The organism is Pseudomonas sp. PDM17, from assembly GCF_014851985.1.
Classification (GTDB): domain Bacteria; phylum Pseudomonadota; class Gammaproteobacteria; order Pseudomonadales; family Pseudomonadaceae; genus Pseudomonas.
The window spans coordinates 109,812-135,411 of sequence record NZ_JACVAT010000008.1 but is presented as its reverse complement, the minus strand read 5'-3'; the positions used below and the strand labels follow the sequence as shown (position 1 = coordinate 135,411).

Here is a 25,600-nt window from a genome sequence, read left to right as displayed (position 1 = left end):
CGCCTGAGCGCAGCGCACCCCGGCGAAAGAAGGGTAGGAAACTAGAGGCGCAGATTTTGATGGTCAACCTGCTTGTAGGAATTTTGTGACAGACGGCAGTGAAGTTTTCGCGTTGATACGACGCCGGCTGTAGACGGTCCGGATCGCTGAAACCTGCGGTTCCGCGCGGTTCAATGTGCATACGATGGGTACATTTCGTGTTCAAAACCGCCGCACTGGATATGGCCTCTGACTGAACCCGAATCGCGCCAGTCCAGCGATGCCTGCTATCACAAAGGCTGGAGCAGGCCTGCGATGTCGGAGCTATCGTCTATCGACGGTTCGGCCAACGAGATGGATGAGCGCCGGAGCTCAGGGACTGATACGACACCTTCAAGGAGAGCCCATGGTGCGCCTGCTCGCGGCAGTGATGCTGATCCTGTTCCCTTCGCTGCTCTGGTCAGCGGAGTACTGCTCGGGGCAATACAGCAACACCAGGGAGATGGTCGAAGCAGCCCTACGCAAATACGACACGCTCTATTCCGGCGGCGACCACTGGCATGGCATCGATGATGTAGGCGCCACGCTGGATCTCTATCGTCTCTGGCGTGATCTGCCGGATTGGCATCTTCGTGAACTTCAACTCGGATGGCAGTACGTTCTTCCGCCGGAAGACGAGCCCGTGCTCTCGGAGCAGCACCAGTGGATTGCCGAACAGGTCGATGGCTCGCCACTGCAACCAGAGCAGAAGTTCGATGCCATTGTCGGGCTGGACCTGGCCGGCAGGATTTCCAAGCCCGTGGATTCCTGGCTCAGCGATGCTGACAGTTATTCACCGCAGTGGACCTGGTTGCAGCTGGTCATGAACGCTTCGGATGCTCCCTGGGCAATAGTCCCCCACCTGATGCAGGCGGGCGACCCCCGGCTGCCGGCGTTTGCCCGGCTGAAAGACCTGGCCTGGAAGCGTTACGAGAAAACCGGCGGCATCGCATGGGCGGTTGCGGCACAGGCACTCCTGCCCATTGGCGAGACCGATGCAAAAGCAGCCGGGCTGTTCCAGCTTTGGCAAAGCAGGGTGGAACGCTGCAGTGCCTCCCAGAGTGAATACGCGGCGTGGGCGGTGACAGCGCCGACGCGCTGGGTAGCGAGCCGGATGGGGGCAGAACAGATTTCCGATCTTTCGCTGCTGTTCCAGCAATTGCCGGTTTCCGCACAGCGCATGGTCATTCGCAACTGGTCCTGGGCAACCCTGCTTGCAAGCTTTGACCCGCCGACCTGGCCCGATGATTCTGCCGCTCGCCTGGAAGCGATTGCCGGGGTCGCCCGCTTATCGCCGGTCGACCTGTCGCCGTGGGTGAACGTGGCTCGCACCTATCTGGCGTCGACACTCGAAGAGCTGATAACTATCCATCGGGATAACAAGGTGGAGGCCAAATCCGCGCGCGCATTCAATCTCTTGTCGGCCGCCAACCTTGCACGGCTGGCGGAAACCCCCGCTCTTACGCCAGAGATGCGCAAGGCACTGGTCATGACAGCCTTTGCGCGACATGTGGCGCTGGGCAATGTGGAACAGGCCATGCACTTGCTTCCGCTGTTGCAGCAAGTTGCGCCGGAGCAGGCGCCGGCCATTGACCTGCGGCTTGGCCAGGCGCTGCCACAGCAGATTCGCCTGGAGCTGATCGCCCTGGACAATCCGCAGATGTCCACTTGGCTGGTGACGGCGGATGTGAACGAAGACGATGTCGCAATCGAACAGCGCAACTCCAGGCCTAGGCGAGACCTGCCACGTGAACTCGCCTATTCGATGGCCATAGAGCAGGACCTGCAGGCCTGGTTGCTGCTGCCGCAAAAATGGGATCGGTTCCTCGGCATGCACGGCTATGTACTGGGCGCATTGGATCGAAACTACGCGTCCACGTCTCGGACCAAGCCTGCTGCCGTTGTGCCCCCTGTCTTGTTCAGGATGAGCCCGGACTCGCCAGATGACCATCTGGGGCGACTTGTCGCCTGGGATGAGATGCCCCGGCTGGTGGAGGGCAATGGCCTGAGCCATACCATCAGCCGCGACATCGTAGAGTGGGTCGACAGCGAGTCCGATAGCTGGCTGAAACGGCTCTTGATTGACCAGGAGCTGATGGCGCAGGCACTCGGGCAGGTTGTTCGCCTCAACCGGGGGGAAGCGGGCGGCATGCTGGGCCAGCAGCCCAGTGGCCAGGTTGCCTTCCAGTTGCTGCACCGCCGGTTCCCGAATTCGGAGGCGGCGAAGCGCACTCCGTACTGGTATCGCTAGGCCAGAGGCTGCCGCACATTTTCCAAGGATCAAGGCGACATGAATTTTCGAACCGCCTGAATCGTCTGGGTTGGCGCCTCTTCCATCAGCCAGTGCCCGGCGCCCGGCACCACCACCTCGGTGACGTTGTCGGCGGCGTTGCGCATGACGATGGCCTCGTTGGCGCCGAAGGATTTTTCACCGCCGACGGCGAGCACCGGCATGGTCAGCCGAGTCTTGTTCGACGCCTCGTTGTCCACGGCATCCTGGCGAATGCTGCGGAACTGGGAGAAGGCCGCATGCATTGCACCGGGTCGGGCATAGAGCTTGGCGTAGTGCTGCCGGGTGGCTTCGTCGACCTTGTGCGGGTCGCCGGCGAATTCGTTCCAGAAACGGTCCAGGTAAATGCGCTCGCGCCCGGCCAGCAGGCGCTCCATGTCCGCGCCGCCGAAGTCGAAGTGCCAGAGCATCGGCGAGCGAACAATGTCGTTCCACGGCGGGATGCCGGGGACGGGAGCGTCCATCACCACCAAGCGTTCGGTCTGCTGCGGATATCGGGCGGCGTAGGCGTACGCGACCATGGTGCCGATGTCATGGCCGACCACCACCGAATGTTCGATGCCCAGCGACGCCAGTACCGCGCGAACGTCGCCGGCCTGGGTCTTCTTGTCGTAGCCGGCGGCGGGGATCGACGACAGACCCATGCCGCGCAGGTCCGGCACCACCACGGTGTGGTCCTTGGCCAGGTCAGTCGCCAGCGGCGCCCACATGTCGCCGGTATCGCCGAACCCGTGCAGCAGCACTACCGCCGGACCCTTGCCGCCAACGCGCACGTGGATGGTCGCGCCCTCTACGGCAACGTCCTGGGTACGAAAGGAGGAGGGGAAAGCCACTACGCCGGCCTGGGCCGGAACACTCAGGATCACCAGCAGGGATGCGGTCAGCAGGGAGCGGATCATGGTGAACTCTCCAGAGGTAGACTGGAGGAGCGTAGCCGGCTTTGCGACTCCCACACGGGCTTGGGGTATCGCGCTTCGAGGCCGCGCAATCCGCCCGAGAGCGGCCAATCCGCTACTACACTGATCTGACCTAGGAAGACTTCCGGCCAGCGGGTGATGATGAAACGCGAACTTCATGTCCTCGGGCTCGTTCGCCTGGTATCCGCGTCGCTGATCGCAGTGGGCTCCCACGCCGTCGCCGAAGACCTCGAGCCCCGGACCTACGCCAATACGCCGGTCGGGATGAACTTCCTGATCCTGGGATACAGCGACATGGATGGCAGCGTGACCGCCAACCCATCGACCCAGTTGACGGATGCCAGGCTCGATATCCGCACGACCGTCTTCGCCTTTGCCCGCTCGCTGGACGTCTGGGGCCGTTCGGGGAAATTCGATATCGTCCTGCCGCGAGCTCACCTGACAGGCTCCGCCCTGTTTGCCGGCGAACCCCGCGAGCGCGACGTCAGCGGCCTGATCGATCCCCGGCTGCGCTTCTCGGTCAATCTCTACGGCGCCCCGGCGATGTCCCTCGCCGAATTCCCCGGCTACCAGCAGGACGTCATCATCGGCGCCAGCTTTGCGGTGACGCCGCCACTGGGCCAATACGATCCGGGCAGGCTGATCAACCTGGGCAACAATCGCTGGTCGTTCAAGCCGGAACTGGGCATCTCCAAACGCATCGGCGCCGTGACCCTGGAACTGTCCACGGCGGCAACCTTCTTCACCGACAACGACGACTACTACGGCGGCCGGGAGCTGTCCCAGAACCCGGTCTACCAGGTGCAGACGCACCTGATCTACGCCTTCGCCAATGGCGTCTGGGCGGCGCTGGACGGCACCTACTTCGAGGGTGGTAGCACGAGGATCGATGGCGTCGGCAACCATGACTTCCAGGAAAACTCGCGCTACGGCGGCACCCTCGCGTTGCCGGTGAGCCGCCAGCATTCGCTGAAACTGTTCGCCAGCAACGGCGCGCATACCCGCACCGGCAGCACCTATGACGTCTGGGGTATCGCCTGGCAGTACCGCTTCGGCGGCGGGCTTTGAATCCTTGTGGCGGTCACCCTTGCTGATCGCCGATCAGAAGAGAGCCCTGCCGGAAATACAGCGCTGTACCGCTCCGCCGACCCACAGGATTGCGCCGATGCTTTCGATCTGCAGTCGACCCCTGCGTCCCAGGGCGGTGCCCTGGCTGACGGTGTAGCGGTCGCTCAGGGTGCCCGCGCCGATCAGCCACTGAGCCAGGCCGGCATTGAGACTGCCGGTGACGGGGTCCTCGTTGCATTCTTCGCCCATGAAGGCTCTGACTTCCACGTCGGCTTCAGCGTCCTGGCCCGTCCACGGAGCGATGACACCGACGTTCAGCCCTTGCAGTGCGGCGTAGTCGGGCCTGATCCCCAGCACTTCATCGCGGCTGGCCAACAGCACGCCAGCCCAGCCGGGGCCGTTGTCTACCCACTGGCTGGCACGGACCTGCCCGGCAGCGAGGCCGAGGCCTTGTTCGATACGGTTCAGCGTCACCGCATCCAGCGGCCCGCTACGCAGCAGCGGCGGGGCGGAGAACGCCAGTTGCGGGCCTTGCCGGCGGATACGAACCAGGCCCGCCGGGCACTCCTGGATGATCTCGGCAAGTTCGGGGGCTGCCTGCTGATCCAGCCATACCTTGCAGCTGCCCAGCGTCGGGTGGCCGGCAAAGGGCAGCTCGCGCAGCGGTGTAAAGATGCGCACGCGGTAATGCGCTTCCGGCGTTTTCGGCTTCAGCAGGAAGGTGGTCTCGCTGAGTTGCGTCCACCGCGCAAAGGCCTGCATCTGCTCGGTAGTCAGCTCGTCGGCAGCCACCACGACTGCCAGCGCGTTACCTTCGTGGGGGTGTTCGGCAAAGACATCGACCTGTTCGAACTGCAGGGAAAGCGGCATCAGATTTCCTTGATAGGCAACGGCGGATCAGCCCGGACCGGACGGCGAGGCTAGTCGCTACGCAAGGATTTTAACAGGATGCCGGATCCCGACGCTGTCGGCAGATGCCGTTGACGCGGTGGTGGCGACTTCGAACCCGCGTAACAACGAACGTCGCCACGGGAGTTACGCAGCGCCGTTCCTACTGGTTTCTGGCGTTCTCCAGCGCCTGTTTTTCTGCCGCGGCGGTGATGGCGGTCTGGCGGTTCTGCTCGGCCATGTAGCAGGCCTCGCGGCTGACTCCCTGCGCCAGGCAGGTGGACATCCGCTGCGCCGGGCTTGAGCAGCCGGCCAGGAGGAAGGCGGTGACGGTGACTGCGAGCAAGGTGCGCATGGAACATCCTTCTGGGGGTATTCAATGAGAGGAAAGCAAGCAGGGAAGTGGATTCCCTTGGCGGCATTATTCGCCGGGGCTTAGGAGATGAGAGCGCGAAATCCAGTCACGACCTGTAGGAAAGTGATTACACGCTCGACGCTCGCTCATTCCGGCCTCCCGCTCGGTCCCTCTGTATTCCACTGTATCTGGCGACCGCTCTGACATCTGCGGAAATGGCGGCGGCTGTTTTCGACACGGTGCAGATACCCCAAGGGCTCTTAATGGGCTCCAACAGCTCAGCGGCACGGCAAGCACCTCAAGGTTCACCAGTGCTTTGTGTCCCTCCCGGATGAGCTGCCCCCTTACCCTTGAGGATCGATGCCATGAAAAATCTGAAGACCTTCCTGACCGCCGTTGCCTTCTCGTTCGCCGGCGTGGCTGTGCACGCCAATGCCGCTGCCGAGGCCAGCTGCTCCCACAGCGCCGTGTGCTTCCAGCTGACGCCTCTGGCTGACAAGAGCGCAGCTCCGCAGTTGGCTGAAGATGGCTTCAGCCGCACCCCTCTGGGGATGCGCGTGAATCCGGAAGTACCGGCGCAGCAGACCCTTGCCGAAGATGGCTTCAGTCGCACCCCGCTGGGCATGCGTGTGAACTCGGAAGTACCGGCACAGCAGACGCTTGCCGCCGATGGTTTCGGCAGAACGCCGCTGGGCAAGCGTGTGGCTTCGTCGCAGGATTCGGGCATCGCCTGATGCCCGTTTGCGGAGGGCACCTCGCTTGTGGCGTCCGGGGATTGTTACGATTTGCAGGGCCTTCGGGCGGCAAGCGCTGCGCTGATGAGCCAATACGGGTGAGACGATGAACAGCAACGAAACAGCTCGCAACAAGGTTGCCATGGTCTTTGGCGGCTCCCGAGGCATCGGCGCGGCGGCGGCGAGGCAGCTTGCCGCCGACGGCTTCTCGGTGGCGCTGACCTATGTGTCGCGGCCGGACAGCGCCCAGGCGCTGGTCGCCGAGCTCGAATCCGGCGGCGGTCGGGCAATTGCCATCCAGGCTGACAGCGCTGACGCCGGCGCCATTCGCAATGCGGTGTCGAAGGCGGTCGAACACTTCGGCGAGCTCGATGTGGCGGTGGTGAATGCCGGCGTGCTGCGGCTGGCGCGTATCGACACGCTCAGCGTCGAGGATCTCGACCTGATGCTCGATGTGAACATTCGTGGCGTCATCCTCTCGATCCAGGCCGCCGTGGCTCGCATGCGGGACGGTGGGCGAGTGATCACCATCGGCAGCAACACGGCATCCGGCCGCACATCGGTGGAGGGCGCCGTGTACTCGATGACCAAGGCCGCCGTGGCGCGGCTGGTGCAAGGGCTGGCGCTGGACCTGGCGCCGCGCGGGATCACCGTCAACAATATCCAGCCCGGCCCGACCGCGACGGACATGACGCAGGCGCACCTGGAAGCGCTGGCTGAACTCGTCCCGCTGGGACGAGTCGCCCAGCCTGCGGAGATTGCCGGCCTGGTCTCGTATCTCGCCAGCCCGGCGGCGGCCCACATGAGCGGCTCGAGCCTGACGCTGGATGGCGGCTATGCCCTGTAATACCCGAAGCCCCAGGAACGCTCTGTGCCCCAGGACCTGACCCATAGCGACGCAGACGTGCCCACGCGGTGGAGCGTCGTTGTCCTGTGCATGCTCTTCAACGTCATCGACGGGCTGGACGCCATGGCGATGGCCTTTACCGGCAGCCGCGTGTCTGCGGAGTGGGGGCTGGGTGCGGGCCAGCTTGGCGTGTTGCTCAGCGCCAGCCTGCTGGGCATGGCCGGCGGCTCGCTGCTCGGCTCCCGGGCTGACCTGCACGGCCGCCGGCCACTGCTGCTGGCGGCGCTGTCGTTGAGCGGCCTGAGCATGCTGCTGTCGTTCTGCAGCCAGGACTACTACCAGCTGCTGCTTCTGCGGGTGCTCACCGGTCTGGGCATCGGCGCGGTGCTGGTGGGTGCCAATGTGCTGGCCTACGAGTCGGCCAGCCCACGCCGGAGGAACCTGGCCATTGCCTTGCAATCGGTCGCCTTTGCCCTGGGCGCGGGCCTGGGCGGGCTGCTGGCGCACCAGTTCAATGAATGGATCGGCTGGCGCTACGTATTCCTGGCCGGTGGCGGAGTCACGCTGGCTGGCGCGGTGGCGGGCGCATTCTGGCTGCGCGAGTCGCCGCAGTTCATCCGGCTCGCAGCCACCACGCCGCGAGTGCCGCGCAGCGAGGTCTACGGGCAGTTGTTCGCTGCCCGGCAGTGGCGACTGACCGCATCGCTGGCGCTGGCGCTGTTCCTGGCGATGGCAAGCTTCTACTTCGTGATGAGCTGGACGCCGACACTGATGGTCCGCAACGGATTCAGCGAGCAGCAAGGGGCCGTCGATGGGCTGCTGCTGTCCTGCGGTGGCATGTTCGGCGCGTTGCTGGTGGGCTTGTCGGCGAACCGCAGTAGAGGACGGGCTCTACTGCTCGGACTGCTGCTGCTCAACGCGCTGGTGATGGTGCTGATGGCATCGCTGGTCGCCGAATCGGCGCTGCCGGTTGCCGTTGGCGTCATCGCCGGGATGGCGCTCAATGGCGCGATCGCGGCGCTGTTCGTCCTCGCGCCGCAGTCCTTCCCCGCGGCGATTCGCGCCAGTGGCGTGGGGCTGGTGCTGGCGACCGGGCGGCTGGGGGCGATCATCTCGCCCGCCGTCGCCGGGAGCCTGCTCGTCTTGCAGTGGAGCACGGGGGCGGTGTTCCTGCTCTTTGCTTGCAGTCAGGTCCTGGCGGCCCTGTTGGTCTGGCTGGGCTTTCGGCGCGCTGCCGGGGTTTGTGTCTGATGCCCGGAGTCGGTGGCGCGACCGTACCACCCTCAGCTCGCCAGTAAGGTCCGCGTATCCAGGTCATCGGGCAGTGCAAAGGTGGTTTCCACGTAACGTCGTGCATGGATAGCCGGCGCCGGGACCACGGGAGGATCGAGTGCCTCTCCCGAGAAGCAGCGCAGGTGGTTGGTCACCATGTCGTAACCGGAGAGATGACTGAACGCGACCCCGCCGGAAAAACGCGGGTTGACGTCCATCACCAGCGGCCAGTCGCCTCCGACCAGGAACTCGATATTGATGCAGCCGTCGAGATCCAGTGCAATCGCCACCTGGGCGGCGGCGTCGAGCAGTGCCGGTTCGTCGAGCATCCTGACCGTGACACCCGCACCGTTGGAGGTTCGTACCAGCTCCTTGCGCGCCATGCCGGCCCATTGCCCGGTAGCCCGTCGGCGGACGATATCCACCACGTGGACATCGCCATCCAGCAGTGGCTGCACGACGTAGGGTCGAGTCCGTAGCTTCTTTCGCAGGTAGCCCAGATCATCCGCATCGAGGATTCGTGCCAGTCCTTCGCTGCTTCGGCCATCGCGTGGCTTGGCGTGCAGCGGGAATGGCAGGCCATCCACCTCGGGATCTTCCATCTTCCAGGTCGGAATCGGGTGGATGAGCGAGTGATCCCGGAAGGTGTCATAGACCAGCCATTTGTCCCGGCTGATGCGGACGGTTTCGGCGGGAGCCATGCACAGGACGACGCCCTGGGTGGAAAACTCCTGCCGGTGAAGAGTGAGCGCGTCGACCTCCAGGTCAATCAGCGGCAGCACGTGGGTCACCTGCTCCAGCCGGCAGATGTCCAGCACGCGGGCGATGTAGCCGGGGACGTCCCTGGCGGGCGGAGCGCGATGGAAGGCGTCCAGCAGGGCCGAAGTGGCGGTCCATTCCCGAGGCAGCGTGCTGATGCCCACTACGCGGGCTCTGGCGGCCTGGCGCAGCGAATGGATGACCGCCTCGGCGCAGAACGATCCGATGGCGGTGACCAGATAGGTCGGCGGGCGACCCGGAGTCGATTGAATGTCCAATTGAATACTCTGCCAGCAGTACGCCAATGAACAGGGCAGAACAATCACATCCTTCTCTTCAAACCCTCACGTGGCTCCGTGCTTGTCCGTCAACCCGATGGGCAAGCGTCGAGCCCGAGTCTTCCAGCCTGGCCTCCTGCCATCCTTTACCGCGCTGTAGTTCGAGGCTGCGCGCAGACTGCTTAAGAATTCGTGAAGATCAGGTTGGGTTTTTGCAGTGATGCGCTGTCCACTGGGCTGCGCCGGAGATGCTCGTGCTGGCCACGTGGTGCAGGTGTCGGGAGTGAAGTTTGAGGGAGTATTCGTAAGTGCCATTCGCGGGCAGGTCGCACGTCGGTATCCGGAGGCGGAAGCATTTGTATAATCCCCCTCCACAAGAGGCGGGACAGGCTCTGTGCCGGGCGATGGCCCGAGCGATCCCTGTCTGCCGACAAGAATTGGCAAAGGTACGCAGCAGTGGAAAGAAGACAGTTCAGCGAGTCCATGCAGGGGCAGAACCTGCGCTTCGTCGGCGATCGCAAGGCCGAGCCGCAGCGCCCGCGCAAGGTCGGTTTCGTCCTGCTGGAGAACTTCTCCCTCCCGGCCTTCACCCAGGCGCTGGACACCCTGGTCACTGCCAATCTGATCCGTGAAGGTGCCTTCGCCACGCGCACCTACAGCCTCGATGGCGGGTCGGTCACCAGCGACCTCGGGCTGGTCATCTGCCCGGCGTCCGCGCTGGAAAGCAAATACCTGGACATGGACCTGCTGGTGGTCTGCGGCGGCCTGCGCACGCCGCTCAAGGACATGCCCAACCTGAGTCGTCTGCTGCACCTCGCCGACGAGCGCGGCATCGTCCTGGCGGGTCTGTGGAACGGCGCCTGGTTCCTCGGCAAGGCCGGTTTGCTGGATGGGTACAAGTGCGCGCTGCACCCGGAAAACCGTGCCTCGCTGGCGGAGGTTGCGCGCAACAGCGTGGTGACCGCCGAGAGCTACATCCTCGACCGCAACCGCCTGACCGCCGGCAGCCCGACCGGTGCCTTCAACCTGGTGCTGGAGTGGATTCACAGCCTGCACGGCCGCGAGCTGGTGGAGGGCATAGTCGACATCCTCGCCTTCGAGGAATCGCGTTACCGCCGCACCCGCCCGGCACTGCACGAGAAGATGACCCAGCCGCTGCGCGACGTGCTCAACCTTATGAGTGCGAACATCGAGGAGCCGCTGAGCACCGACCAGTTGTCCGAGTGCGTGGGCCGCTCCAAGCGCCAGCTGGAGCGGCTGTTCCAGGAGCAGCTGGGAACCTCGCCGGTGCGCTATTACCTGGAGCTGCGCATCACCGAAAGCCGGCGTCTGCTGCAGCATTCCGACCTGTCGCTGGTGGAAGTGGCGCTGGCTTGCGGCTTCGTTTCGCCCAGCCATTTCAGCAAGTGCTACACGTCCTTCTTCGGCCATTCGCCGTCGAAGGAAGTGCGCTTCGGCTGCGTGCGCTCGGCGAAGTGAGCAGGACGGGCCGGTCTGCGGGCCCGCAGTACTGCTCCAATGGTGTTCCTCCCGCAGGTCGGCTGGTTAACTGCCAGGACGTGCGAACAACAAGAGCGAGGAACAGGACGTGATCTTTCTTTACAACGCCGAACCCGAACACGCCGAGAAGTGGCGAGCCCTGCTGGCCGCCCAGGTGCCGGACCTGGAATTCGTCGAAGGCTTCGACAAGGTCGACCCGGCGCGTGTCACCTACCTGATGACCTGGAAGGCGGTCGAGGATATCGAGCGCTACACCGGCCTGCGCGTGCTGTTCGCGGCGGGAGCCGGGGTGGACCAGTTCGACCTGTCGAAGATCCCCGAGTCGGTGGCGCTGGTGCGCATGGTCGATGACTCCCTGGCGGACATCATGGCCGAGTTCGTGGTGATGTCGGCGCTGGCCCTGCACCGCGAGATGCCGGCCTACCGCGTGCAGCAGGCCAGTCAGGTCTGGGAGCCGCTGAGCATCCTGCCAGCGGCGACCAGCCGCGTCGGCGTGATGGGCCTCGGCCAGCTGGGCCAGGCGTGCCTTGCGCAATTGCGCCACCTGAAATTCCAGCTGCTGGGCTGGAACCGCTCCGCGCGGCAGATCGACGGGGTGCAGAGCTACACCGGCCCCGAGGAACTGGCGAGCTTCCTGTCGCAGTGCGACATCCTGGTCAACCTGCTGCCGCTGACCGACAGCACCCGCCGCATTCTCAACCGCGAGACCCTGGCGCAACTGCCAAAGGGGGCCGGGCTGATCAACGTCGGCCGCGGCGAGCACGTGGTGGAGGCCGATCTGGTGGCGGCGCTGGATGCGGGGCAGGTCGGCGCGGCGATCCTCGATGTGTTCCAGCAGGAACCGCTGCCCGAGGGCCATCCGTTGTGGTCGCACCCGCACGTCTGGGTCACTCCGCACATCGCCAGCACCATGCAGGTGGAAGGCGGCGCGGCGGTGGTGGCGAAGAACATCCTGCGCGACCTGGAGGGCGCCGAGCTGCTGCACACGGTGAATCGCCAGACCGGTTACTGACACGTTTCGCTTATCACTGAAATAGCCGGCGCGCGCTGTTTGTCCCGCACGGCACTTTCGATACTGGCGGCTCCCAACCGCCGTTCAGGAAGTGCCGTTCATGGACCACGAACCAATTGATGCCCGCGACTTCGCCTTCACCCACTTTGCCGCCGTTGCCCTGTGCGGCTCGCTGATCCTCGCGCTGGTGTTATTCCTGGCGCGTGTGGGTGTATTGCTGCACTGAGGATCAGGCGGCGATGGCCTGGCTCAGCGTGCTGATCAGCGCGCGGGTCTGGGCGTCGCGATGGGCGCTGTAGAGCACCACGTCGCGGGGCGGTAGCTCCGGCAAGCCGAAGCGTTCGCGCACATCCATGCAGCCCGCCGGCGCCATGCGTTCGACCATGGCGCCAATCCCGATGCCGGCCGACACCGCCGCGCCGATGGCGAGAATCCCCGAGCCGACGAAGGCTTCGCTCCAGCTGCGGCCCTGCGTCTGCAGTGCGTTTTCGACCATGCTGCGCATGCCGCAGGGCGCCGGCTGGATCGCCAGTGGCAGCGGCGCGGCGTCGGCCAGCTCGAAGGATCCGGCGGCCATCCAGGCGAAACGCTCCGTGCCGATCACCTCGCCATCCTGGCGGCGGTTGTCGTGGCGCAGGATCAGCGCGATATCCAGCGCGCCTTCCTCGTAGCTCTCCAGCATCTGCCGCGAGGTGCCGAGGCTGAAGGCGACTATCACCTCCGGATCGGCCTGTGCCAGACGCTTGAGCCAATGGCTCAGGTCGGCGCCGAGGATGTGGTGGCTGACGCCGATGCGCAGGGTACGGCGCGGCGTGTCGAAGCAGCGCAGCGTTTCGTCGTAGCTCGCCAGCAGGCGGCGGGCACTGGCGAGGAACACCGCGCCGTGGGCCGACAGCGTGACGCGGCGCGGCGTGCGCTCCAGCAGCGGACGGCCGAGGGATTCCTCCAGGCGCTTGATCTTCAGGCTGATGGCCGCCTGGGTGGCGCCGGTGGCTTCGGCGGCGCGGGTGAAACTCTTCAGGTCGGCGACCAGCAGGAAGGCGCGGATAGCTTCTATATCAGGGGTTTTCATGGCAGCGAATCGTCCTTGGGGCTGGCTGCAGTCTGGCAGCTGGGCCGGCACAACCCAAGCGCTGGATGCGCTACAGTGCGGCCTTCGTCTTGAGTAGCTGCTGACAAGGAATCGCGATGCTGATCCAGGCCTTCGCCTACAAATGCTGGTCGGACCGCCGGACACTGGATGCCATCGCCCGGATCGAGCCCGAGCGTTTCCCCGAGGAACACGCCTTTGCCCTCCAGCAGCTCAACCATTTGGCCATCGTCGAGGACTTGTTCCGCGCGCGGTTGCAGGGCGAAGCGGACCCGCACCCGGCCACCAATACCCAGTCGGTGCCTGGCTATGCCGAGCTGCGCGAGCGCCTGCTGACCTCCGGCCAGTGGTACGTCGAACAGCTTGCCGCGCTGACTCCGGAGCGCGCGGCGGAAGTCATCCGCTTCCGTTTCACCGATGGCCGCAGCGGCAGCCTGACCCGCGAGGAGATCTTCTTCCACATCCTCAACCACGCCACCTACCACCGTGGGTCCATTGCCCGCGCGCTGGATCAGGCCGGCGTGGCGCACCCAGCGGACACCTACACGGTGTTCGTGCACGCCACCCAGCCCGAGCGCCGCGAAGGTTGAGGGCTCAGCAGGCCAATTCGTCGATGATGATCTGCAAGGTCTTCCGCGAGCAGCGTTCTACCCGCGCCTGCACGCCGTACACCTCGCCGAACAGTTGCGGCGTGAGGATGGATTCGGCGCCCCCGGCAGCCACCAGTCGGCCCTGGTTCAGCACCGCCAGCTGATCCGCATAGCGCGCGGCGAGGCCGATGTCGTGGAGCACGGCAATGGCGATCAGGCCGTGGCGGCGCACTTCTTCCTGCACGCACTGCATGACCCGCAGCTGGTAGTTCAGGTCCAGCGCGCTGGTGGGTTCATCCAGCAGCAACACCTGCGGGCGTTGCGCCAGCAGCTGGGCCAGGCTGACCATCTGCCGCTGGCCGCCGGAGAGGCGGTCCAGGCGCTGGTCGCGCAGGTGCAGGATGCCGACCCGACGCAGCGCTTCGAGGGCGGCGGCCAGCGGGTCGGCGCGACGCAGTTCGGTGTCGAATGGGTTGACCCGCAGGCTGGCGAGCAGCGCGTCGAGCACACTCAGGGCGATGCCGCCGGGCAGGTTCTGCGGCATGTAGGCGATGCGCCGGCTGCGTTCGCCAACCGACAGCGAGGCGAGTGACTGACCGTCCAGGCTCAGGACGCCGCGTACACGCTCAAGGCCCGCAAGGCCGCGCAGCAGGGTGGACTTGCCCGCGCCGTTGGGGCCGATCAGGGCAGTGAGGGTGCCGCGTTTGAGCTCCGGCAGCGTCACGTCGTGGACCACCGCGTGATGGCGGTAGGCAACCGTCAGGTTCTGTGCGAGCAGGCTCATGCGCTGCGTCCTCCCCGGCAGATCAGCGTGATGAAAATCGGCACACCCACCAGCGCGGTGACGATGCCCACCGGCACGATCAATCCCGGCATCAGCAGCTTGCTGGCCACCGACGACAGCGATAGCAGCAGCGCGCCGACCAGCGCACTGGCCGGCAGGTAGAAACGCTGGTCCTCGCCGATCAGCATGCGCGCAATGTGTGGGCCGACCAGGCCGACGAAGCCGATGGTGCCGACGAAGGCCACCGCGCACGCCGACAGCAGGCAGATACGCAACAGGGCGAAGCGGCGCAGGCGGCGCACGTCCACACCGAGGCTGCGGGCGCGGTCTTCGCCCATGCGCAGCACGGTGAGTCTTGACGCCGCCGCCTGGGAGAACGGCAGGCAGAGCACGAGCACCAGGGCCAGCGCGCCGGCCTTGTGCCAGTCGGCACGGGCGAGGCTGCCGAGGGTCCAGAACACCAGCTGCTGCAGCACGTCCTCGCTGGCCATCATCTGCAGCAGCGCCACCGCCGCATTACAGCTGAACACCAGGGCGATGCCGAACAGCACCAGGCTTTCCACGCCGCCCCCGCGCAGGCGCGAAAGCAGTTGCAGCAGCACCAGCGACAGGCAGGCGAAGACGAAGGCCGCCAGCGACACCGCAGCGTTGGCCGAGAGCCAGGCGTTGCCCAGATGGAAGAAGATCGCCAGCGAGGCGCCCAGTGCGGCGGACGAGGACACGCCAAGGGTGAAGGGGCTGGCCAGGGGGTTGTCGAGGATGGTCTGCATTTCCGCGCCGGCCAGGGCCAGCGCGCCGCCTACCAGCAGCGCCATCACCGCGTAGGGCAGGCGCACGTTCCAGATGATCACCCGCTGGCTCGGCTCCAGTTCGCCCGGATGCAGCAGGCCATGGAACAGCGCGGCGGGCGTCAGCCCGGACGGCCCGCTGAGCAGGTCCCAGGCCATTGAGCCCAGCAGCAAGACGAGCAGCGCGACCAGCACCGCCCCTCGGCGGCGCAGTTGCAGCCGGCGCTCGTGGCGTGCCTGCTGCAGGTCGATCTTGTCCAGGGCGGCGTTCATTCAGACTGGCCGGCGTCGATCCAGTAGGTGCCGTCCAGGCTGATGCGCAGGAAGTCCTGGTTGATCTGCGCCTGCGTCTTTGCCGGGTCGAGATCGGCGAAGCGTTCCGGGTGGACCCAGCGCGCCATGGCTTCGATGGCGAGGATGTTGAACGGCGAGTTGTAGAAGTCGTGCCAGAGGCCGTGGGCCTTGCCGTTGCGGATGGCGTCGAGGGTGGCGAACTCGGGGCGCTGCAGGACTTTCTGCAGGCTCTCGCGGGCCTGCTGCTGGCTGACGCCGGCGCCGAGGATCAGCCCCGGATTGCGGTTGCCGGTGGCGATGTAGATATCCGGTTTCGCCGACAGCGCGTACTCCACGCTGATGTCGCCCAGTGCGCCGGGCACCACGCCGGCGGCGATGTTGCGTCCGCCCACCGTGTCGATCACGCTGCCCAGGCCGCTCTTGCCGGTGGTGTGGCCCGGCGCCTGCCAGACGCCGGCCAGCAGTTCGAGGAACACGCTGGGCTTGTGCGCGTCGTCCAGCCCGGCCACGCCATCGCGGATGCGCTGCAGGTGGGTGTCGTAGAACTTCAGGTACTGGTCCGCCTCGGCCTGCCGACCGAGCGCCGAGCCCAGCGCGGTCAGGCTGGTTCGCACGCCCTCGATGGGGTGCACGCGGAAGTCGACGAACAGCACCGGCACGCCGGCGGCGGCGAGGATGTCGGCAATCGGGCTGTGCTGGGTCGGGCCTTCGCCAGCGATGCTGAACACCGCGAGGTCTGGCTTCAGCGCGAGAATCTGTTCGGCGCTGACGCTCTGCTCCGAGGCCTGGCCGATCAGCGGAATCTGCTTCACCTGGGGGAAGCGCTGGGCGTAGACGTCGAAGGTGTGCGGGTCGAGCAGGCGCACGTCGTTCTGCCAGCCGACCACGCGCTGGAAGGGATTGTCGCGGTCGAGCAGGGCGAGGGCGAAGAACAGTCGGCCTTCACCCAGCACTACGCGCTGGGCGTTGCCGTTCACTTCGACCTTGCGCCCGAGCACGTCGGTGACGGTGAGCGCCTGGGCGGGCAGGGCGAGGCCGAACCAGCCGAGGCAGAGCAGGGCGAGGGTGGCGAGGGACTGAGTCAGGCGGGAGCGGGAAGCGCGGGACGACAGGAAGGGCATGCGGAACGACCTGGGCATGAAGTAGAATTAATCGCATTTGCAATCCACTCTACCGCTGCCGTCGCGGGCGAGCCGGGCGGCTTTGTATTGGAGGGGCGCGAAATCCCGCGCCACAACATTCCATTACATTTGCGCCGTGCAGCCCCTGCCGACAGCCGGAACGATAGCGACCCGCCGCGAGTTTCCCGATGTCCAGGCCAGACCACATCCTCGTCGTCGACGACGATCCCGAGATCCGCCAATTGCTGGCCGATTACCTCAAGGGCATGGGCTACCAGGTGTCCGCCGCCGCTGATGACCGCGAGATGCAGCGCCAGCTGGAAGTGCAGCCGGTGGACCTGGTGGTGCTCGACCTGATGCTGCCCGGCGAGGACGGCCTGACCCTGTGCCGCGACCTGCGCGCGCGCAGCGACGTGCCGGTGATCATGCTCACCGCGCGCGGCACGCTGATCGACCGCATCATCGGCCTGGAGATGGGCGCCGACGACTACCTGCCCAAACCCTTCGACCCGCGCGAGCTGCTGGCGCGGATCAAGGTGGTGCTGCGACGGGTGCAGAGCTTCCCGCAGCGCGCCCAGGTGGACGAGGCGGCGACCCTGCGCTTCGCCGGCTGGGAGCTGGACACCCGCGCCCGCCACCTGCGCTCGCCGGCCGGCCTGAGCATCGCCCTGGCCGGCTCGGATTTCCGCCTGCTGCGCCTGCTGCTGCAGCATCCCAATCGCCCGCTGGGCCGTGACTTCCTGTTGCGCCAGGTGTTCGACAAGGAGCGCCTGCCATTTGACCGTGCCATCGATGTCTGCGTCAGTCGCCTGCGCCAGCACCTGGAAGACGACCCGAAGTCACCGAAGCTGATCCGCACCGTGCGCAACCAGGGCTACATGCTCACCGCCGAAGACGTGGTCAGCGCCTGATGCGCCTGTGGCCGCGCACGTTGTTCGGGCGGCTGGTGGTGATCCTGGTGGGCGGGATGATCGCCGCCCAGGTGCTCACCGGCAGCATCTGGTACGACGTGCGCCACACCCAGGCGCTGGAGATTCCCTTGCGCCTGGCGGCCGCGCGGCTGACTGATCTGCAGCACCTGCACCAGCGTCAGCCGGAGAGCTTTACGCAGGCGCTGAGCGCGCTCGATCGGCCGGGGTTCGAGGCGCGCCTGGTGGATTCGGCGGACGAGCCGGATGGCTCCTTCGATCCAGCGGCCGAGCGCCTGCTTCGTCGCGCGGTTCACGATCAGGGCGGCGACTCACAAGGGCTGCGCCTGTTGCGCGTGGAACTGCATGAGGGCGCCAGCGAGCGCAGCGGGCTGACCGGGCTTTTCACCGGCAATGGCGCCAAGGCGCACCTGCTGCTGGAGGCGCCGCTGGACGATGGCCGCTGGCTGCGCATCGCGATGATCGAAGGGCAGGGCTGGAGCAGCCAGTCGACCCTCGACGTGGCGCTGGATTACCTGCTGCGCCTGTACCTGCTGCGCATCCTCGTGGTGGTGCTGCTGGCCCTGCTGGCAGTGCGCCTGGCCATCGGTCCGCTGGACAAGCTGGCGCGCGCCGCCGAAGGCCTGGGCAAGGACATCCAGCGGCCGCCGCTGGCCGAGGAAGGCCCGCTGGAAGTGCGCCGCGCCGCCCGCGCATTCAATGCCATGCAGCAGCGGCTGATCCACAACCTCGGCGAGCGCATGCGCTTTCTTGCGGCCGTGTCCCACGATCTGCGTTCGCCCATCACCCGCCTGCGCCTGCGCACCGAGATGCTTGACGACGAGACCGCGCGACAGAAGATGCGCAAGGACCTCGACGACATGGAAGGCATGGTCACCGCGACCCTGGATTTCATCAGCGGCAGCGACCTCGACGAGGCGCGGCAGCACCTCGATGTGAACGCGCTGCTGCAGAGCCTGCAGGCGGATTTCGAGGAGCAGGGCGAGCGGGTTTCGCTGTCCGGGCGCGCGCTGCAACCGCTGGCCGGTTACCCGCTGAGCCTGCAGCGGGCGCTGCTCAATCTGCTGGAGAACGCCATCCGTTATGCCGGTGGTGCTGATATCGAGGTCGAGGACAGCGAACAGGTTCTGCGTATCCGTGTGCTGGATCGCGGGCCAGGTATTCCAGCGGAGCAGCTGGAGCGAGTGACCGAGCCTTTCTACCGGCTGGAGCCGTCGCGCAATCGCTCCACCGGCGGCTATGGGCTGGGGCTGAGCATCGCCCAGACCATCGCCGCGGCGCACCATGGTCGGCTGGAGTTGCGTAACCGCGACGGTGGCGGGCTGGAAGCGACGCTGCTGTTCGACCGCGGGGCCTGAAGTAGAACACCCCTACAAAATCCCGCCGGCCCTCGTGCGGACAATCGACAGGTTTCGATTCCCCTGCAGGAGCGGGGATTGGGTCGCGAACCCGCACGCCGGGTTTCCGGGGAGGGAGTCCTGTTGGCGGACAGGTTCGCGGTTGAAGAGATGGACGGGCCAGCAGCGTTTCCGTAACCGGCCCCGAGCGGCCTCGATACCCGACTGCAGCATGGATATCGCTTCGCTCCACGCCATCCTACGAAAAGCAGGCTCGGCGCAGGCTGTCCTCACTTAGAACGAATAGTCCGCACTCAGCACCGCACCCCGGCTCGCACCGGGCACGCCGTAGCCGCGGCCGTTGTACTGGCTCCAGTAGTGCTTGTCGAACAGGTTGTTGACGTTCAGGCGCAGCTGCACGTCCTGGGTCGCCTGCCAGCTGATCATGGCGTCGTGCACCACGTAGCCGGGCACCGTGGTCTGGCCGGCGCGGGTCATTGTCGAGCCCAGACCGGGGTAGATCTTCACGTCGTCGACGTACTGCACGCCATAGCTCAGAGCCAGGTCGTCCGGCAGTTGCCAGGTGCTCCACAGGCTCAGGGCGTTCTGCGGGGTGTTGGCCAGTTGCACGCCCTTGTCCGAGCCGTTGTAGGGCTTCACCAGCTTGCTGTTCTGGTGCACGTAGGCAGCGTACAGCGACCAGTTGCGGGTGATGTTGCCGCTGGCGGACAGCTCGACGCCGCGTACCCGCTCCTCGCCGCCGGTGTAGGCGGAAAGCTCCTCGTCATCGATGTAGGTCAACTGGCGCTTGGTCTCGAAAACGTCGCCATTGAGCGCCAACTGGCCGTCGAGAAACTCCCACTTGCTGCCCACTTCGTAGGTCTTGCCACGGTCGCCCTTGGTCGACGCGATGCTGCCAGTCTGCGCCACGGCGAGCACGCCCGAAGGCTGCCTGGCGTTGGCGTAGCTGACGTAGAGGCTGCCGTTTTCCACCGGCTTGTAGGTCAGCGCGGTGTGCACGCTGGTGAGCTTCTCGTTCTGCGAGGAGCTGCCCTTGTCGACCCAGGCGGCGCTCTGGCTGGCGCGGGTCTGGCTGTCCAGCACGCGGGTGTCGAAGTGATCCTGGCGGGCAGCCAGGTGCAGCTGCCAGTGCTCGTCGAATTTCAGCGTGTCGAGCAGGTAGAAGGCCTTGTCCAGCTGCTCCACCGACTGCTTGGCGGAGGTGTAGGTGTCCAGCGCGTAGGGGTACTTCGACCAGTCGTTGCTGGTCACCGGCAGGTTGCCCATGGCGTTGCGGCTGGCGGCGGACAGCGCGCCGGTCTTCGAGTCCAGCGTCTGCTTGCTCAGGTCGAAGCCGCCGACCAGGGTGTGGCCGATGCCGAAGGTGTCGACGCGCCAGGTCAGGTTGGTCTGGTTGCTGTAGGTCTCGTTGGTCTGCTCGCGCAGTGGCGTGTTGATGTTGCGCCGGTAGATGCCTTTGCCGGCCTGGATGCCGGGCGCGCCGGCGTTCGGGTCGCCGCCGGGGGTGGTGACGAAGAAGTCGTGGTCCAGGTGGAACCAGGTGAAACGGCTGTCCAGGCTCAGGGCGTCGTTGAAGTCGTGGGCGAACTTCAGGTTCACCCGGTGCGATTCGTTGTTCTCGTAGTCGAGGTTGCGCCAGCCCCAGTAGCTGCTCCAGCTGGCGCCGCCGGCGCGGTGCGGCGAGCTGCCGTTGCTGCCGTTGACGGTGGGGATGCCGTAGTCGGGCGTGGCGTTGTCGTGCAGGTACTCATAGGCCAGGGTGACGCGGGTGTCGGTGCCCAGGCCCAGCGCCAGGGACGGCGCGAAGCCGTAGCGCTCGTCGCCGACCCAGTTGCGGCCGTCGGTGCCGGTGTTGGCGCCCATCACGTTGACGCGGAAGGCCGCGCCTTCGCCGAGGCCGTCGATGCGGTGGTTCACGTCCAGCGTGCCGCGCTTGAAGTTGGCCGTGCCGACGCCGCCGCTGAGCAGGTTGAAGTCGTCCAGCTGTGGGGTCTTGGTCACCAGGTTGACCGCGCCGCCGACGGCGCCGACGCCCCAGGCGGCAGTGCTGGAGCCTTTGAAGACCTCCACGCCTTCGGTGTTGAAGAAGTCGTCGCGCGAGTACTTGGCCGGGTCGCGCACGCCATCGCGGTAGATATTGCCGTCGGCGTTGAAGCCGCGGATGGTCAGGCTGTCGCCGACGCCACCACCGCCCTCGCCGGAGTTGAAGGTGATGCCCGGCACGTTGCGCAGGGCGTCCTTCAGGCTCTGGGCGTTCTGCTCCTTGAGCAGCGTCTCGGAAAGCACGGTGACGCTCTGCGGGGTATCGCGCAGCGCTTCGGTGTTCTTCGCCGAGCTGGCGCGGTCGACCTTGTAAGGCGATTCCCGGGTGGCCTGCACGGTGCTGTCGGGCAGGGCCAGGGCGTCCTGGTCATCGGTCGTGGGCGGCTGATCCGCCCAGGCACTCAGTGGGATCGCCATGAAGGTGGCGAGGCCGACGATGGGGGCGAGGGTGAGAGGTGCTTCGGAACGGGTAACGGGAGTGAGGTTCAGGCGGGACGACATGGACGGAAAGCTCTCCGGCAAATGCGAGTTATTTGCATTGCTGGAAGGCTAACAGTGATGGCCCGTGGCCCAGGCGGCGCAAATGTATCGCCGGCGAGGCTCGGGGCGCTTTACAACAATCCATTACATTTGCCCGCGCACGAACGGCCGGGCGAAGGGTCTGCCGCCGGCTCGAGGCCGGCGGCAGAAGGCTTACGCTTTCTTCTTGGTGGACGGCAGCAGGATGGTCAGGCAGCCCAGCAGCGGCAGGTAGGAGCACAGCTTGTAGACGTACTCGATGCCGTGGATGTCGGCCAGGTGGCCGAGGAAGGCCGCGCCGATGCCGCCGAAGCCGAACATCAGGCCGAAGAACACCCCGGCGATCATGCCGACGTTACCCGGCACCAGTTCCTGGGCGTAGACCACGATGGCCGAGAACGCCGAGGCGAGGATGAAGCCGATCACCAGGCTGAGGATGCTGGTCCAGAACAGGTCGACGTAGGGCAGCGCCAGGGTGAAGGGCGTGACGCCGAGGATGGAGAACCAGATCACCGCCTTGCGGCCGATGCGGTCGCCCACCGGGCCGCCGAAGAAGGTGCCGGCCGCCACCGCGCCGAGGAAGCCGAACAGGTACAGCTGCGAGCTGGCCACCGAGAGGTCGAACTTCTCGATCAGGTAGAAGGTGTAGTAGCTGGTGAAGCTCGCCATGTAGAAGTACTTGGAGAACACCAGCAGCGCCAGCACCACCAGGGACGCGGTCACCCGGCCCTTGGACAGCCCGTGGGTGGCCACGCCGCCGGCCTTGAGCTTGAACAGGTTGAGGTGGTGGCTGTACCAGCGGCTCAGGCCCCAGAGCACACCGACGAGGAACACCGCGAACAGGCCGAAGTAGGCCACGTTGCCCTGGCCGTACGGAATGATGATGGCCGCCGCCAGTAGCGGGCCGAAGGCGCTGCCGGCATTGCCGCCGACCTGGAAGGTGGACTGTGCCAGACCGTAGCGCCCGCCGGAGGCCAGCCGCGCGATGCGCGAGGTTTCCGGGTGGAAGGTCGAGGAGCCGATGCCCACCAGCGCCGAGGCCAGCAGGATGGCGTGGAAGCTGCCGACGAAGGCCAGCATGAGGATGCCGATCAGCGTGCAGATGCTGCCCAGCGGCGCCAGCCAGGGCTTGGGATGGCGGTCGGTGTGGTAGCCGACCCAGGGCTGCAGCAGCGAGGCGGTGAGCTGGAAGGTCAGGGTGATCAGGCCGACCTGGGTGAAGCTCAGGCCGTAGTTGGCCTTGAGCACCGGGTAGATCGACGGCAGCACGGCCTGGATCAGGTCGTTGGTCAGGTGGGCGAGGGCGCACGCGCCGATCACGCGCATGACCAGCGGGCTGGCCTGGCTGGCCACGGACGGCGTGGCCAGGGAAGAAGCGGTGGTAGACATGGGACTCCGGGGCAGCAAGGTGTGGCGCGCGGGCAGGGCGCGCCGGGTTCTTCGTATTGGGAGGCCTATGCTAGGCGTGCGGACCCTGGCTGTCTCACGCGATCCGGACGACGAATATCGCGAAACGGCCAAATCTGCCACGCGTCGGACTGGCGGAGCGGGCGCCGCCAGAGCCGGTCAACCCATCTTCTTCGGGCACGAGAGGCGCTAAAACATGGACAAGACCACCGGCAGCTGCCTGTGCGGCAGCGTGCGTATCGAGGCGACGGGCCAGCCTTACCGGGTCGGTATCTGCCATTGCCTGGACTGCCGCAAGCACCATGGCGCGCTGTTCCACTCCTCGGCGATCTTCCCCGAGAGCGCCGTGCGTATCGAAGGCGACACGCAGGAGTATCAGGGGCGATGCTTCTGCCCGCGCTGCGGTTCCTCGGTGTTCGGCCGTAGCGGCGACGAAGTGGAAGTGAGCCTCGGTGCGCTGGACGAGCCGGACCGCTTCCAGCCCACCTACGAACTCTGGACCTGCCGCCGCGAGGCGTGGCTGCCGGCGTTCCCCATGCGCCATCGTTACGAGCGCGACCGCGAGTCCGGCGGGCGCAGCGAAGACTAGCCGCACGGACAGAAAACGCAGCTCACGGACAGATCGCGCGCCCATTTGCACCGGGCGCGGAACTGTCACATTCGAGTCCCGAGCGCCACCGATAGTAGCCCCCGCCAACAAAGCTCAAAGAGGCTACATCGTGTTCCATCGCGCTCTGCTTTCCGCATCCACCCTCGGCCTGTCCTTGCTCAGTCTGTCCATCGCCGGCGCCAACGCGGCCGAGACCTACACACTGGACACTCCGCACCTGACCGGTATCGACAACTTCCGTGACATCGCCGGCACCACCACGGCCTACACCACGTCCAACGATGGTGTGATGCGCTCCGGGGTGTTCTACCGCTCCAACGCGCTGACGCCCAAGGGCACGGACCTGGCGGTACTGAACAGCCTGGGTATCAGTGATGTGTTCGACCTGCGTACCCCGAGCGAAATCGCCGGCACGCCGGACACCCTGCCGGCGGGTGCGACCTACCAGAACATCGACATCATCGGCAGCACCACCTCCGGCGCCAATGTCACCAATATCTCCTTCACCAGCGCCGCCCAGGCCATCGAGATGATGGAAGAGACCAACCGTGCCTTCGTCAGCGACGCCGGCATGCGCAGCCAGTTCACCACGCTGTTCAACGAGCTGGCCGCCGCCGACGGCGCCTCGGTGTTCCACTGCACCGCCGGCAAGGACCGCACCGGCTGGACCGCCGCCGTGCTGCTGAGCATCGCCGGGGTGGACAGCCAGACCATCATGGAAAACTACCTGGCCACCAACGACTACACCGCCGCGCGGGTCAAGGCGACCCTGGCGATGCTGCCGGCGAGCATGGCGGCCATCTATGAGCCGTTGCTGGGTGTGCAGGCCAGCTACCTGCAGGCCGGCCTGGACGAAGTGACCGCCGAATACGGCACCATGGACAACTACCTGAAGGAAGGCCTCGGCCTGTCCCAGGAAACCATCTACGTGCTGCGCGGCAAGATGGTCTACTACAGCACCCTGCCGGGTGTCGCCGGCCTCTCCGGCAACGCTGCCGCCGGCGCGCAGTTGCTGACCCAGTTGCAGAACAGCAGCCTGTCCGGCGACTACACCGCCTACAACTACTACCTGCAGTCGGCCATCGACGCTGGCACCCTAGGCGGTGTCGAGTCCACCGTCGGCGGCCAGGTGCATGCCGACGCGGCGAGCTACCTGCTGCGCCAGGATGCGCTGATCGACCGCGCCGCCGCGCCCTATGCCAGTGGTGTCGACCTGAAGACCGGGCAGACCCGCCTGTGGACCACCGCGCTGGCCGGCTACCAGGGCAACTCCGCCACCTCCAGCGCCGAGAGCAGCAACGAACACACCCAGGGCATGATGATCGGCGTGACCCAGCGCTTCTCCGAGCAGCTCAGCGGCAACGCCGGCTTCGGCTACAGCAAGGGCAGCATCGGCGGCGCCGGTGGTGACGTGGATACCGACCTGACCTTCATCCGTGGCGGCGCGCGCTTTGCCCTCGACGGCCTGGAACAGGGCCTGTTCGTCGATGCCGACCTCAGCTACGGCTGGCTCGACTACGACAGCAAGCGCGACATCGGCGGCGGCCTGGGTAAAGCCAAGAGCGACACCAGCGGCAACCTCAGTGGTGGCAGCATCGCGCTGGGCTATCGCACGGCGGTATCCAGCGTGACCCTGGAGCCGAGCATCGGCCTGCGCTACAGCCACCTGGACCTGGACGGCTTCCAGGAGAAGGGCAGCGAGCTGGCGCTGGACGTCGACGACATGAGCGAGAACCGCCGCAGCGCCTATGCCAACCTCAAGGCTTCCTTCGCTCCCGTGGCGCTGGGTAGCGGCTGGCAGATGGTGCCGGGCCTGGAAGTGGGCTACGACCACGCGCTGGGTGACTACAAGGTCGACAGCGAAGGCCACCTGCTGGGCCTGGACGTTTCCCAGCGTGCCGCCTTCGACAACCGCGACCAGTTCAGCGGCGCGTTCAGCCTGACCGCCAGCCAGGGCGACTTCAGCGTCGGCGCCGAAGCTGGCGTACTGGGCGGTAGCGGCAGCCATGGTGCCAGTGGCAGCCTGAAGGCCAGCTACCAGTTCTGATCGGTACCGCGCTGTAAGAACGGCCCGTCGGGAATACCCGCCGGGCCGTTTGCATTCGAAGAGCGAGTACGGCGGATAACCC

The 25,600-nt window shown here is 66.1% G+C and carries 23 protein-coding genes; 13 read left to right on the top strand and 10 right to left on the bottom strand.

The window, feature by feature from the left end:
• Positions 1 to 385 precede the first annotated feature (385 nt).
• Positions 386 to 2,269 (top strand): hypothetical protein, encoded by a 1,884-nt coding sequence (locus IB256_RS25665; protein WP_192404601.1) that lies wholly within the window; start codon positions 386 to 388, stop codon positions 2,267 to 2,269.
• 29 nt (positions 2,270 to 2,298) lie between these two features.
• Here the strand turns inward: IB256_RS25665 and IB256_RS25660 are convergent, their stop codons facing one another.
• Positions 2,299 to 3,207 carry an alpha/beta fold hydrolase gene (locus IB256_RS25660; protein WP_192404600.1) on the bottom strand — a complete coding sequence of 303 codons (909 nt, stop codon included), beginning with the start codon at positions 3,205 to 3,207 and terminating at the stop codon, positions 2,299 to 2,301.
• A gap of 159 nt (positions 3,208 to 3,366) precedes the next feature.
• Here IB256_RS25660 and IB256_RS25655 point away from each other — a divergent pair, with 159 nt between their 5' ends.
• Complete coding sequence (locus tag IB256_RS25655) at positions 3,367 to 4,293, top strand: transporter (protein WP_225601957.1); 927 nt, start codon at positions 3,367 to 3,369, stop codon at positions 4,291 to 4,293.
• 33 nt (positions 4,294 to 4,326) lie between these two features.
• On the opposite strand, the gene IB256_RS25650 is transcribed toward IB256_RS25655, so the two are convergent.
• Positions 4,327 to 5,163: a PhzF family phenazine biosynthesis protein gene (locus tag IB256_RS25650; RefSeq protein ID WP_192295595.1), complete on the bottom strand. Its 837-nt coding sequence runs from the start codon at positions 5,161 to 5,163 to the stop codon at positions 4,327 to 4,329.
• Positions 5,164 to 5,344: 181 nt separating this feature from the next.
• The gene (locus IB256_RS25645; RefSeq protein WP_192295596.1) at positions 5,345 to 5,536 is read right to left on the bottom strand and encodes a hypothetical protein; all 192 of its coding nucleotides are present in this window, start codon (positions 5,534 to 5,536) and stop codon (positions 5,345 to 5,347) included.
• Positions 5,537 to 5,901: 365 nt separating this feature from the next.
• Here IB256_RS25645 and IB256_RS25640 point away from each other — a divergent pair, with 365 nt between their 5' ends.
• From IB256_RS25640 to IB256_RS25630, 3 genes are all read left to right on the top strand, one after another.
• Complete coding sequence (locus IB256_RS25640; RefSeq protein WP_192404599.1) at positions 5,902 to 6,270, top strand: hypothetical protein; 369 nt, start codon at positions 5,902 to 5,904, stop codon at positions 6,268 to 6,270.
• 106 nt (positions 6,271 to 6,376) lie between these two features.
• A complete protein-coding gene (locus tag IB256_RS25635; protein ID WP_225601956.1) occupies positions 6,377 to 7,117 on the top strand; it encodes an SDR family oxidoreductase in 741 nt (246 codons plus the stop codon).
• Between the two features lie 24 nt (positions 7,118 to 7,141).
• Positions 7,142 to 8,368 (top strand): MFS transporter, encoded by a 1,227-nt coding sequence (locus IB256_RS25630; protein ID WP_285888145.1) that lies wholly within the window; start codon positions 7,142 to 7,144, stop codon positions 8,366 to 8,368.
• Between the two features lie 32 nt (positions 8,369 to 8,400).
• Here IB256_RS25630 and IB256_RS25625 read toward each other — a convergent pair whose 3' ends face one another.
• Positions 8,401 to 9,426: an ATP-grasp domain-containing protein gene (locus IB256_RS25625; protein ID WP_225601955.1), complete on the bottom strand. Its 1,026-nt coding sequence runs from the start codon at positions 9,424 to 9,426 to the stop codon at positions 8,401 to 8,403.
• A 456-nt stretch (positions 9,427 to 9,882) separates the two neighbouring features.
• Here IB256_RS25625 and IB256_RS25620 point away from each other — a divergent pair, with 456 nt between their 5' ends.
• The 3 genes from IB256_RS25620 (at position 9,883) to IB256_RS30815 (ending at position 12,164) form a co-directional block, all read left to right on the top strand.
• Positions 9,883 to 10,905, top strand: coding sequence for a GlxA family transcriptional regulator (locus IB256_RS25620; protein WP_285888146.1), 1,023 nt, complete (start codon positions 9,883 to 9,885; stop codon positions 10,903 to 10,905).
• A 109-nt stretch (positions 10,906 to 11,014) separates the two neighbouring features.
• On the top strand, positions 11,015 to 11,938 hold the full coding sequence (locus IB256_RS25615) for a 2-hydroxyacid dehydrogenase (protein WP_192404598.1): 924 nt from the start codon (positions 11,015 to 11,017) through the stop codon (positions 11,936 to 11,938).
• A gap of 100 nt (positions 11,939 to 12,038) precedes the next feature.
• Complete coding sequence (locus IB256_RS30815; RefSeq protein ID WP_263864850.1) at positions 12,039 to 12,164, top strand: hypothetical protein; 126 nt, start codon at positions 12,039 to 12,041, stop codon at positions 12,162 to 12,164.
• 3 nt (positions 12,165 to 12,167) lie between these two features.
• Here the strand turns inward: IB256_RS30815 and IB256_RS25610 are convergent, their stop codons facing one another.
• Positions 12,168 to 13,010 (bottom strand): LysR family transcriptional regulator, encoded by an 843-nt coding sequence (locus IB256_RS25610; RefSeq protein WP_192404597.1) that lies wholly within the window; start codon positions 13,008 to 13,010, stop codon positions 12,168 to 12,170.
• A 116-nt stretch (positions 13,011 to 13,126) separates the two neighbouring features.
• On the opposite strand from IB256_RS25610, the gene IB256_RS25605 reads away from it, so the two are divergent.
• The gene (locus IB256_RS25605; RefSeq protein ID WP_192295600.1) at positions 13,127 to 13,618 is read left to right on the top strand and encodes a DinB family protein; all 492 of its coding nucleotides are present in this window, start codon (positions 13,127 to 13,129) and stop codon (positions 13,616 to 13,618) included.
• A 4-nt stretch (positions 13,619 to 13,622) separates the two neighbouring features.
• Here IB256_RS25605 and IB256_RS25600 read toward each other — a convergent pair whose 3' ends face one another.
• The 3 genes from IB256_RS25600 to IB256_RS25590 are packed head-to-tail and all read right to left on the bottom strand — an operon-like array spanning position 13,623 to position 16,605.
• Complete coding sequence (locus tag IB256_RS25600) at positions 13,623 to 14,402, bottom strand: ABC transporter ATP-binding protein (protein WP_192295601.1); 780 nt, start codon at positions 14,400 to 14,402, stop codon at positions 13,623 to 13,625.
• Positions 14,399 to 15,463, bottom strand: coding sequence for a FecCD family ABC transporter permease (locus IB256_RS25595; RefSeq protein WP_192404596.1), 1,065 nt, complete (start codon positions 15,461 to 15,463; stop codon positions 14,399 to 14,401). The genes IB256_RS25600 and IB256_RS25595 overlap by 4 nt, the downstream gene beginning before the upstream one ends.
• Positions 15,460 to 16,605, bottom strand: a complete 1,146-nt coding sequence (locus IB256_RS25590) for an ABC transporter substrate-binding protein (RefSeq protein ID WP_192404595.1) — start codon at positions 16,603 to 16,605, stop codon at positions 15,460 to 15,462. Before IB256_RS25590 ends, IB256_RS25595 begins: the two co-directional genes overlap by 4 nt.
• A gap of 188 nt (positions 16,606 to 16,793) precedes the next feature.
• Between IB256_RS25590 and IB256_RS25585 the strand changes: the two genes are divergently transcribed.
• Together IB256_RS25585 and IB256_RS25580 are read left to right on the top strand one after the other, a co-directional pair.
• On the top strand, positions 16,794 to 17,516 hold the full coding sequence (locus tag IB256_RS25585) for a response regulator (protein WP_192404594.1): 723 nt from the start codon (positions 16,794 to 16,796) through the stop codon (positions 17,514 to 17,516).
• Positions 17,516 to 18,892 (top strand): ATP-binding protein, encoded by a 1,377-nt coding sequence (locus tag IB256_RS25580; protein WP_192404593.1) that lies wholly within the window; start codon positions 17,516 to 17,518, stop codon positions 18,890 to 18,892. The genes IB256_RS25585 and IB256_RS25580 overlap by 1 nt, the downstream gene beginning before the upstream one ends.
• A 273-nt stretch (positions 18,893 to 19,165) precedes the next feature.
• On the opposite strand, the gene IB256_RS25575 is transcribed toward IB256_RS25580, so the two are convergent.
• The gene (locus IB256_RS25575; protein WP_192404592.1) at positions 19,166 to 21,436 is read right to left on the bottom strand and encodes a TonB-dependent receptor; all 2,271 of its coding nucleotides are present in this window, start codon (positions 21,434 to 21,436) and stop codon (positions 19,166 to 19,168) included.
• Positions 21,437 to 21,628: 192 nt separating this feature from the next.
• Positions 21,629 to 22,843 carry an MFS transporter gene (locus IB256_RS25570; RefSeq protein WP_192295605.1) on the bottom strand — a complete coding sequence of 405 codons (1,215 nt, stop codon included), beginning with the start codon at positions 22,841 to 22,843 and terminating at the stop codon, positions 21,629 to 21,631.
• A 214-nt stretch (positions 22,844 to 23,057) separates the two neighbouring features.
• On the opposite strand from IB256_RS25570, the gene IB256_RS25565 reads away from it, so the two are divergent.
• Both IB256_RS25565 and IB256_RS25560 read left to right on the top strand, forming a co-directional pair.
• Positions 23,058 to 23,450 (top strand): GFA family protein, encoded by a 393-nt coding sequence (locus tag IB256_RS25565; RefSeq protein ID WP_192295606.1) that lies wholly within the window; start codon positions 23,058 to 23,060, stop codon positions 23,448 to 23,450.
• Between the two features lie 130 nt (positions 23,451 to 23,580).
• The gene (locus IB256_RS25560; RefSeq protein ID WP_318653576.1) at positions 23,581 to 25,518 is read left to right on the top strand and encodes a tyrosine-protein phosphatase; all 1,938 of its coding nucleotides are present in this window, start codon (positions 23,581 to 23,583) and stop codon (positions 25,516 to 25,518) included.
• Positions 25,519 to 25,600: the final 82 nt, after the last annotated feature.